Below are 9,977 nucleotides of genomic sequence, written 5' to 3' on the forward strand. Positions count from 1 at the left end.
CCTAAGGAATCATTGTTATCCTCAACAAAATCTAAGTTGTAGTTAGTCAGTAGTAAACTCATATAGAAGCCGTAATAAAGAAACTGTTTTAAATATAGCTGAATCTCCGCTGAGGAGCGATTTTTACTTGCTAAACCTACTAATTCTTATAACGATTAGTAGGTATTATAAAACTAACGTCCGAATGGCACATCAACTTGCCTGAATTGTTGATACAACCTTTTGGTGTTACTCAGTGTCTAATAGAAATCACACTCATCAAAATTTTCATATGCTTCACTACCGACACATTATCGCTTTTATCCTTGTTGGGAGTAGCTTTTTGGCCAGTTGCCAACAGGAAGGGGAATCCATTGCTTGCAAACCCGTCGAGACAATAACCCCTCAAAGTACATGCTATAATTCGACTCAAGGGCTTACATTAGTTGGATCAGGTCACATTGGTTTACCAAGTAACAGCCAATTTACCTGGTCGATTTTCCCTCAGAATGACACAACCCTTACAAGTGACATTTCTGCTTCCCGGGAAAAAGTACTGGTAGGTAGTGAAACGATTGTTGTACCTGATTCTATATTGAAAAATTATCCAAAGTTTATTGTGAAGGTCAAAACGGCAGGTTGTGGCATGTCAGAATTACATTCAATCCACTACAGTTTTGTGAAGCGCCAAACTTCAGGATCAGTCTGCACAGTTTGGCAGAGACAAGATATTTAATTATTTATCTCAAATTGAGATAAATAAACGTCAGAAAAATGAAACGAAGAATTATACGACCTGTAACTGATTCGTTGGGCTGGCTCTTTAATGAAGGTTCCTACAAGCTGTTTGACGACCGCACATCCGGCACCAATTACGAAATCGCCAGTCGTTTGAAAGAGGTTGGTGACTGGTTTTATTCATTGACCTGAATGACGTTGTAAAACCAATTACCATTCAGAATAGCTATGCTTCCGGATCAATTTTAAAGCTTAAAGCGATTAAAGCGATTGAGGAGTATTAGTGGCCAGGTCACCGCTCAGTATAAGGAACGGCTTTAATGGCCCATATGGTATTGGGTTTCTCAAAATCTACATGGTCTGGCGGTATGATACCCCGGCGTACCCAGTCTTTGACCACGCTTTCGTCTTTTAGGTGAAAACGTTTGACATATTCTTTCACCGATATCCAACTACCGAGGTCAATTTCTATTCCCTCAGACCGCAAATAACGCAATGCCTCTTTAATGACAGCATTACCTTCCTTTATGTGCTGTTTGTGTGATTTCTGATTTTTCATGCAGGTGGAGGTTAAGAGATGATGAGGGTGTAACGTGCTTTCAACGTTGGGAATTCCATTATGATGAAAAATAGGAATCATGCTGTAGTTCGTATAATAAACCGAGTTGATCTGCCTGTCACTGGTCTCAGTTTGGGAAGTAACAGGCAGGAAATCAGGGTAAAGCTCGACTTATTTACCTTCTACGCTGCCTAACCCCACGTCAAGCTGCAAAGGTGTTAAATATTCATCCATGCACCGTATTAGTGTATGAACGGGCAGGTAAAATAATACCTGTCAGAGATGGAAAAAAGGTCAGTTATCGGGTGGATAGTATTCGGGAGTATCTTGCAAAAAAGAGCATTGATCCGGCAGAAATTGAAAACCGATTATTACTGGTGTTTCATCAGCCTTGACGATTTTCAAAATGAGATTCCATGATAAAGTGCTCTATGAAAACAGAATGTTTGCGTAACTGCCTGGAAATGGGAACTTCATCCCCCGTCGTCAATAACAAATGTGTATTCGCTTTGATCCGTTTCTGAATTGGACCGACATAAGTCGGATTGATGAGGTGGGATTTATGAATCCGGAGGAAGGTTGGTAAGCGTTGCCCCAATTTGAGTAAGGTAACCGCAATCAGATAAACCCGGCCATTCACCGTATATACCTGACTGTAGTTGCCGTCGCCCTGAATCCGGACGATCTGATCGACCAGCACCCAGTCGGTATGGGCACCGACCGCCATTGTGAGTACACCCGGCCGAATCTGACCGGGTGTACGTTGATTGAGTTGATTCATGAAGATTAAGGGACTAAGCGATCCATGTGTTTGAAAAGTTTTCTGACAAAGCTTCTAATTCGGGCTTGCTTTCAACCGGTAATCGACGGATGCTTTCCTGTTGCTCCGTGTCAAGTGGCACAAACTTTTGAATCAGCCGGGTATTGCGGATTCGGGCGTAGTGCCTGACATATTTAATGTCCATATGTCCTAACATCTGGGCCACATCCTCAATGTAAGTGTCCCTAAAATTCGGACAGTTTAGAATTAGAGAAAAATGCTAATTTTAAACTGATCCTATGAAAAAGACCCGATTTACTGAATCCCAAATTGTCAAGATCCTCAAGCAGCAGGAAAATGGCATCCCTACTAAGGAAATTTGCCGCGAACATGGCATTTCCGAAGCGACATTCTATAACTGGAAAAGCAAATATGGCGGGATGGAAGCTTCCGATGTCAGACGGCTGAAAGATCTCGAAGAAGAGAATGCCCGACTCAAGAAGATGTATGCCGATCTGGCGATGGATAATCAAATCCTAAAAGAGCTATTCACAAAAAAAGGCTGGGCCCTGCCACCAAAAGGCAATTAGCCGAAGAGATTGTTCGTGAGCAAGCCATTCCCGTGAGCAGGGCCTGTCAGCTAGTATCTTTACCACGTTCGCAATTTTATTACAGCGCCAAGAAGGACGATACCGCTGTGATTGAGGTATTGCAAGACTTAGCTTTTGCCCATCCTTCGTATGGGTTCCGGAAACTATTTGCCTATATCCGACGATCCGGCCAGGCATGGAATCATAAAAAAGTATATAGGGTTTACAAACTGCTCAAGCTGAATAGAAAACGGAGAGGTAAACGCAGGTTGCCAACTCGTGTGAAGCATCCACTGCAACAACAGACCGTCATCAATAGCAGTTGGAGTATGGATTTTATGACGGGGCCGCCCGTGCGGTGATACGATGGTGGGCAACCGCAAATTCCGAACGTTCAACGTTATCGACGATTGTACGCGGGAAGTTTTGGCGATCGAGCGGGGCCGCCCGCGCGGTCGACACGTCTCTTTCCGCCAAAAGAATCATTCGAACTTTAGAACGGGTGATAAAAGAGCGGGGAAAGCCCAAGACAATCCGAACTGACAATGGCCCGGAGTTTACTTCCGGTGATTTTGAGCTTTGGTGTAAGGGTGAAGGGATTGAGATTCAGTACATCCAACCCGGCAAACCGATGCAGAATGGACATGTTGAACGGTTCAATCGGCTATATCGGGAAGCGGTTTTGGATGCGTATCTATTTTTTGATCTTGACCAAGTAAGGCAATTGACCAGCGACTGGATGGAAGAATATAACCTAAGACGACCTCATGAATCACTGGATAATCTCACGCCCGATGAGTGGAAAAACAGGGTGCTTGAAAATGAAGAAACTCTAATTGCTACTGTCTGAAATTAGGGGTACTTACACACGGGTTGGCGGGAAATTAGAGAGAAAATCGTCCAGTTCATCCGGGAAGATCCGGAAACCCCGATCGGCTAACCCGGCAGCAGGTTTCAGGAAAACGGTCTTCTTTCCGCCGTTAATTTTTCGGCCGTGATTGATCCAGCCATAAACGGTGAGTGTAGAAAAACCGGTTAAAAAGGCCACATCCTCAACCGCGTAGAGCAATTTTGTAAGAATCTTCCCCTGTCTTGTGAGATGCTTCAATTCCCTCCATCGACGATAGCATTTCTTCTTGGAATGTCTTATCCATAGCTGATCGGGCTTACGCTGGTGGAAAGAGTGAGAGAATGGGGTGTAGTTCATCCGGAAAAATCCGGTAGCAGCGGTCAGGAATTCCTTGATCAGGCTTTAAGAAAGCCTTTATTTTCCATTGCCGGTAGGACAGGGCCATTTAATCTACCCCTAAATGGCTAAAAATTGAATTCAACCCAAGGCAGGCAAAGATAGCGGAATTCGGTAAAAGTAAGCTCTTTGACTTTCCATCTCCTTTCTTGACATAATTCAGGTAATGCTTTCTTAAATTCTTTAAATTGTGCCTTAACAAATGAAGAATGTGGAATAGATTCTAGATCATCAATTTGCTCTGCCAACCAGCCGCGAACACATTCAATAATCTTATCCGGTCTATTTTCGTGAGCAACTGGGTCGATTCCACTCAGATCTGATAAAAACTTTTTTGAACTGTATGGCACACCCTCAAAAAAAATGAACCGTTTGTCTTGGTGATGACCTACTCCGAATTCTTTGCATCCAATAAAAAGGCCCAACTCAAGTGGCATATTAAATCGAACATCTATTAGTGACATATCGTGAATCCCAAACTGACATTCTGAGATAAGTGATAGAATTTTAGTCAGTCGAACATGGCTGGCATTAATATTAGCTTCTAATGCGCACCGTGGATAAAATCCACATGCGAGTATTGCAAATGACATCGCACGCAGATTTTCTGTAAATGAGCTGTCAAAAGGGCAGTTAATGAATACACTTTTATTGTAAATAGGTAGAGTTCCAGTATTCACTTTCGAGGATGTTTATTCATGTAATTAAGAACAGCATTTTCGGCTTTAACCGCCTCTTCTTGATCAAATGATGTATCAGAAATGGGAACTGATGTACTAATTGGTTCCCTTTCTACAATCCCTTCATATGGTCTGTCATCATCCTTAACCTGAATTGAACCCGTATGTAGATTAACTTTAGCATATTGGCCAGTTATTGTGCTTTTTACTTGGTACTCAAATTGCCCTAACATTTCTAAATTTCGCGTTGACCCCAATCCAAGCTTTTGAGCAATGTTGATTTTGTAATTTTCCAAATCCTTGTCGCTAATGCTTAATTGATCCACGATTTCGTGGCCAGGTATCTCTTGCGTAATTAATCGAAGTACCTCTAACTCGCGGCTTGTCAACCGATTAAGCATCAATTTCGTCTCCTCGGTCATCAAATTCATACCATAATTTTTCAACAGTAGTAAAAAACCGGGACTGTAATAATATCCACCACCACTTATGATTTGAAAACATTTATATAATTCATCTAAACCATCGGTAGCATATAAAAAACCGTAAAAACCTCGCTGCATTGCATACGCTACTATTTTCAAATCCGGTTTGCTTGTGTATAAAATGAACTTGGTCCCGGGATTATCTGTACGGGCTTTTTCAAAGATGTCAACACTACCTCGACCGGAAATTTCGGAGTCTAAAATAACGCAATGCGGATGTTTCGTCAGAATTTGCTGGAGCGTATCTTTTATTTCAATAGCCATACCAACAACATTATATCCTTGTTGCTTAAGTAATTGAGAAATAACTTCACAATTAAATAATTCAGCTTGAGCTACTAAAATGGAAAAGTCCTTACGTCTAAAAGTAGTAGGCTTTAAAGGTTTATCTAATTGCCCTTCATCCATGTAATCCATTTGTCAAGATAGGGGTAAGTAAAAGCTGGTTTGAAAAATGTATTGTAAGTTACAAAAGAATGTGTGTAAATATCCAATTTCCTGAATAGGATTGGCTGAATGTCTTTTGCAGTTACAGGCTTAGTATTGTCATGAATTCAATTACCGATTCCAAGAAAATTACATTAACTCGCTTTGGCTGGTGAAAAGTGAGAGAGAAAGAAGTCTAACTCATCCGGAAAAATTCTGAACCCGCGCCTGGCAATACCGTCGATGGGTTTCAGATGTACCCGTTTTTTACCACAATTGATCGGTCGGCCGTCGTGAATCCAGCCGTAAATCGTCAGTGTAGAGAAGCCTGTAAGAAAAGCTACATCCTCCACTGTATAGAGGATTTTCGATCGGATTGCACCTTGTTTGGTAAGTTGCTTCAGTTCCGCCATCGACGATCGCATTTCTTCTTCGATTGTCTTATCCATAGATGATCAGGCTCGCGCAGGTGGAAAATGTGAAAGAAAATCATCCAATTCGTCAGGAAATATTCGAAAGCCGCGGTCATCGAGCCCGGAAGCCGGTTTAAGGAAAACTCGTTTCTTTGCTCCATTTATGGAACGTCCTACGCGTATCCAATCATAGATGCTGTCTTTTGAAAACCAGTCAAAAGAGCTATATCCCTGACGTCATACAATACCTTCGCTCTGGTTGCTGCGACTTGCGTATTTTGCTCTATTCGCGCTAATAAGGCTTTGACTTTCTCTTCAAAAGTTGGTTCCATATTGGATACTCTTTTAAATTTTCGCCGATTGTTTACCCCAGGCCTTTTGCATCACTTTGATCTTGTCTTCTCCCCGAATTGTTAGATAGATCATTGTGGTTGATATCGATCCATGACGCATCAAATCACTCAAATCTGTAATATCGACTTTTCGATCGAGCATGATCATCGCAAACGTGTGATGGCCCATATGGGAAGAAATGATTTCATGGAGTGATTTCTCGACATCGACGCGCTGGCCAGTATAATACTGTATCATTTGACGACGTACACCATAACCTTCAACTCCCTGTCGAATCCGGCCAGCTTGAAAGGATCGACCTCGCACAATTCACACAGGGCAGGCCAGTGACTGATCCTGTCAATTAGTTTGGTTTCAAGCTTTGTCGGTGGGCTTTTTCTTTGCTACCTCACAGCCCCTTAATCGCCACCACAGCGGTCGCTGTCCCTACCACTTCAACAAATCCCCACACCACCCGGCTAAATCGGCGACTGAACCGCGTGTCGTGGTGCAATTTCTCTTTCTGCGGCTTTACGGGTGCCGGTTGATAGTAACGGGTCGTGTCAGCCGACGGCCGCGTGTTGAGCCGGGCAATGGACAGGGCGGAATAAAGTAGCAGTGTCTTCATCCATCATTAGACGATGAAGTGGGGAGAAGTTACAATTTTGAAAGCAGTATTAGTCTTATCGAGCAAGCAAGATTTGCCCACGTTTCGTAATTAGCTGATGCTTATTACCAGGATCAACAAATGTGTACTCAATCTTCCAGTAGTACAACCCTTCTGAACATGGCTGGCCCATGTAAACGCCATCCCACTGACCAGAAGTTGATCTATTGATCACCTCTCCCCACCGGTCATAAATAGTCAGCACCAACCCGGTGCCAAACTTACCCTTTATTTCAAACCGATCATTTAGTCCGTCCCCGTTGGGTGTAAAAACATCGGGGACGAACACAACGGGGGTACATGATTCAACAACGATAATAGATTCTATTTTTGAACACTGTTGATCATTGGTAACTTTAATGAGATATTCACCTGCCTGCTGTACCTGTAACGTACGGTCTACACCTAAGATATGGCCATCAGAAGCCGCCCAACTGTATTTAGCGTTGGGACTGTCACCTGCGTCCAGGGTGAGCCTATTAGAAGGTGATTCTGAAAAACAGGCGGCATACGTGTTACTACCCAAATTTAAGACCGGGGTTTCTTTAATAGTTAAAAGAACTCGTGCCGCAGAACTAACACATGAAGAACTTATTGTTTGGGTTACATAATAAACCAATGATCCGGTTCGGTTTGATTGCACAGCTGGCAAGTAGGAATTGCCACTTCCAACCTGCGTTCGTAAGGTAGAATCTGAATACCATTTGACACCCGTACCAGTGGACGTGAGTGCAGGTAGATTTTCTCCCGAACAAATCGAAATATCTTTGGTAGTCGGAGCTGGAGGGCTATTTACAAAATTAACTGTGACCGTATCTTGACTACTACATCCGGTCGACGAGCTCTTTGCCAGTACAATGTATGGCCCGGTTTCCTCCGCTTTGATTGAATTCTGATTAATAATTGATCCATTTGGCATTTGCCACCGCAATTCGTTCCAAACTCCCGACGGAGAAGCCATTAGTTCAATAGATTTACCACAAACAAACTGTTCATTTTGTGGTAAATTAAATTTTACTGGCGCACTAAAGTCTAGTTGAATTTCCTTTTCGATAAAACATCCGTTGTTGAGGTTACTGAAAGCCTTGACTTTATATATTGATTTACCTGTTATGGTGACTAATAGAGTATCTTGAATGGCTCGACTAGCTGTGATTGAAAGCCCATTCCACTCCACTTTACTGTTCGCATTGGCTGAAAGTAAAAACGTGCCACAGGCTTTAGCTTCGCTTTTGGGGGCTAATTCGATAAGTTTTACATCTACTACATTTGATTCGGCTTTCTGAGGGACACAATCACTTGTTTCAACTTTCAGTTGATACTTTCCGGATTGAGTTGGTACTAAAGTAGTTCGTTGTGCACCGGGAATCAACTGACCATCTTTATACCATTGATAAGTTAGTATCGAACTGTCAGGAACAGTTGATTCAAGCAATACGCGGTTGCAATCCGCTAAATTTACTTTTGACGAAATACTTACCTTGATTGGTTCAATAAAATAGCTGGTAATAAGATTGGGCAAGCCAATACCGCTACTTTTCCCTCCTAAAAATATCCCATTTTGAACAAAATTGCACTTAAGGCCTATCACATTAGGATTATTGATTATACCCAAATATTTACCATCATTAATCGCTACGTAAATCTTACCATCTGGACCAGCTTGAAGAGCGCCGAAATAGCCTGAATTTATTGCTCCAATTGGTATCATCTTAGCTAGCATTTCTACACCAGACGAATATGATAAGTCGATTTGATAAATAGTAGGATTGTTTTGAGTTTGACTCATGTAGAGGATTTTGCTGTTCGATGAGAATTCAACGCTATAAGCATTATCAAATTCTTTTTTTTTGAGAGTAATTGGGGCGCTGACTTTTCCTGTCGAATTATCAAAATCTAGAATTTCAAAGAAGCCTTCATAGCTTGCCAAAGCCAGTTTCTTACCATTAGGTGAGGCTTTCATATAACCAATTGCAAAAGAATTATCCTGATGTATACTTCCTACGGCAGTTTTTGTGTAATTAAGGTTTAAGCCATTATTATCAATTAAGAAGCTTCTAAATACATTATTATCAATTTCATGCATTACGACCCAGAAATCACGGTTATTACAATGCCTCACTGCAGTTAATTTTTCAGTGGATCTGCCCAATAAACTACTATTCTTCGTAACGATACCACCTAATCCACCGTTCAGATTCATATCAACCAAGGCATACTGCACCCCACCAGAGCCGCCTTGGGAGTCCACCGAAAAAATATAGTACAGATTAGAATGTCCGGGATAAGGCACAATAATTCCGGATTGAGAGGACGAGTTGTTACCCCCAAGCTTGACCGCATTAGGTATAACCTTATGATTTTTATTCCAAGCAGTGCTTCCATCAGTATAAAAGAGTAGAGCGCCATTTTCATCGCAAATAGTTGCACAACCTTCCCATATGCTTAAAGCCCCGTCAGTAATCGCTACCGGTGTGCCTTTATTAAAGTCCAGGCCTGCATTATAGCCGAAATACCAAACATTAGCCCTTTTATTACCTTGAGCATAAGTCTGCGACGAATAGATAATGAAGATAAGCAGTAAATATATTCTCATAGGTTAAATAGGGTCTAATTGAACTGATTAATATACACATTAACCAAAAAAGTAACACAGAATTCAAATTAAATTTAGATCAAGTTTTTGTTTAAACATTAACAAGCCCGTCTTGTATGCAACAGGAGTCGCGCTAAACCTTGTGTTTTTTTGGACACTATCTCAAAAACTGTGTAAACGAAGAATCGGGTTTTGTGATCCCGATTTTTTATTTTTAACCAAACACAGTTTATGAGACCCGAAGATTTGTTGACGGATGAATTTTTGAAGCAGTTCAAGAGCCGCGATGCGCTCAGTGACTTTCTTGGCCAGTTGCAAAAGCGTGGCATCGAAAAAATGTTGGAAGGTGAGTTGGATGGGCATTTAGGCTACGACAGACACGCGCAGACCGCCCACAGCAATTCGCGAAACGGTTATGGAAAGAAGAACATCAGAACCCGTTACGGCGAGTCGGAGATTAGTGTGCCGCGTGACCGGGATGCCAGTTTTAGTCCGCTGATCGTTC

At 42.0% G+C, this 9,977-nt stretch carries 13 protein-coding genes and 1 pseudogene; 5 read left to right on the forward strand and 9 right to left on the reverse strand.

Annotated elements, in window-relative coordinates; all coding sequences use genetic code 11:
* Positions 1-271 precede the first annotated feature (271 nt).
* Both EHT25_RS26340 and EHT25_RS32820 read left to right on the forward strand, forming a co-directional pair.
* Positions 272-715 carry a hypothetical protein gene (locus EHT25_RS26340; protein ID WP_124878266.1) on the forward strand — a complete coding sequence of 148 codons (444 nt, stop codon included), beginning with the start codon at positions 272-274 and terminating at the stop codon, positions 713-715.
* A 38-nt stretch (positions 716-753) separates the two neighbouring features.
* Positions 754-909, forward strand: a complete 156-nt coding sequence (locus tag EHT25_RS32820) for a hypothetical protein (protein WP_185731500.1) — start codon at positions 754-756, stop codon at positions 907-909.
* Positions 910-1,009: 100 nt separating this feature from the next.
* On the opposite strand, the gene EHT25_RS26345 is transcribed toward EHT25_RS32820, so the two are convergent.
* Complete coding sequence (locus EHT25_RS26345) at positions 1,010-1,276, reverse strand: hypothetical protein (RefSeq protein ID WP_124878268.1); 267 nt, start codon at positions 1,274-1,276, stop codon at positions 1,010-1,012.
* A 173-nt stretch (positions 1,277-1,449) separates the two neighbouring features.
* On the opposite strand from EHT25_RS26345, the gene EHT25_RS33520 reads away from it, so the two are divergent.
* Positions 1,450-1,671, forward strand: coding sequence for a helix-turn-helix domain-containing protein (locus tag EHT25_RS33520; RefSeq protein WP_124878283.1), 222 nt, complete (start codon positions 1,450-1,452; stop codon positions 1,669-1,671).
* Here EHT25_RS33520 and EHT25_RS26355 read toward each other — a convergent pair.
* The gene (locus tag EHT25_RS26355; RefSeq protein WP_124878270.1) at positions 1,662-2,057 is read right to left on the reverse strand and encodes a LytR/AlgR family response regulator transcription factor; all 396 of its coding nucleotides are present in this window, start codon (positions 2,055-2,057) and stop codon (positions 1,662-1,664) included. The two genes, EHT25_RS33520 and EHT25_RS26355, sit on opposite strands and share 10 nt — an antisense overlap.
* Positions 2,058-2,335: 278 nt before the next feature.
* Here EHT25_RS26355 and EHT25_RS26360 point away from each other — a divergent pair.
* A pseudogene (locus EHT25_RS26360) lies at positions 2,336-3,476 on the forward strand (IS3 family transposase).
* Between the two features lie 12 nt (positions 3,477-3,488).
* Here the strand turns inward: EHT25_RS26360 and EHT25_RS26365 are convergent.
* The 7 genes from EHT25_RS26365 to EHT25_RS26395 form a co-directional block, all read right to left on the reverse strand.
* On the reverse strand, positions 3,489-3,833 hold the full coding sequence (locus EHT25_RS26365; RefSeq protein ID WP_124878272.1) for a hypothetical protein: 345 nt from the start codon (positions 3,831-3,833) through the stop codon (positions 3,489-3,491).
* Between the two features lie 107 nt (positions 3,834-3,940).
* Positions 3,941-4,552, reverse strand: coding sequence for a hypothetical protein (locus EHT25_RS26370; RefSeq protein WP_124878274.1), 612 nt, complete (start codon positions 4,550-4,552; stop codon positions 3,941-3,943).
* Entirely contained in the window at positions 4,549-5,454 is a 906-nt protein-coding gene (locus tag EHT25_RS26375) for a response regulator transcription factor (RefSeq protein ID WP_229311801.1), read from the reverse strand. The genes EHT25_RS26370 and EHT25_RS26375 overlap by 4 nt, the downstream gene beginning before the upstream one ends.
* Before the next feature lie 164 nt (positions 5,455-5,618).
* Complete coding sequence (locus tag EHT25_RS26380) at positions 5,619-5,912, reverse strand: helix-turn-helix transcriptional regulator (protein WP_124878276.1); 294 nt, start codon at positions 5,910-5,912, stop codon at positions 5,619-5,621.
* A gap of 309 nt (positions 5,913-6,221) precedes the next feature.
* The gene (locus tag EHT25_RS33525) at positions 6,222-6,467 is read right to left on the reverse strand and encodes a tyrosine-type recombinase/integrase (RefSeq protein WP_124878278.1); all 246 of its coding nucleotides are present in this window, start codon (positions 6,465-6,467) and stop codon (positions 6,222-6,224) included.
* 151 nt (positions 6,468-6,618) lie between these two features.
* Positions 6,619-6,837: a hypothetical protein gene (locus EHT25_RS26390; protein ID WP_124878280.1), complete on the reverse strand. Its 219-nt coding sequence runs from the start codon at positions 6,835-6,837 to the stop codon at positions 6,619-6,621.
* Positions 6,838-6,892: 55 nt separating this feature from the next.
* Positions 6,893-9,472: a T9SS type B sorting domain-containing protein gene (locus EHT25_RS26395; protein ID WP_124878282.1), complete on the reverse strand. Its 2,580-nt coding sequence runs from the start codon at positions 9,470-9,472 to the stop codon at positions 6,893-6,895.
* Positions 9,473-9,703: 231 nt separating this feature from the next.
* Between EHT25_RS26395 and EHT25_RS26400 the strand changes: the two genes are divergently transcribed.
* A partial coding sequence (locus EHT25_RS26400) for a transposase (RefSeq protein WP_185731502.1) occupies positions 9,704-9,977 on the forward strand: 274 nt, incomplete at its 3' end.

This window comes from Larkinella rosea (assembly GCF_003858635.1).
Classification (GTDB): domain Bacteria; phylum Bacteroidota; class Bacteroidia; order Cytophagales; family Spirosomataceae; genus Larkinella; species Larkinella rosea.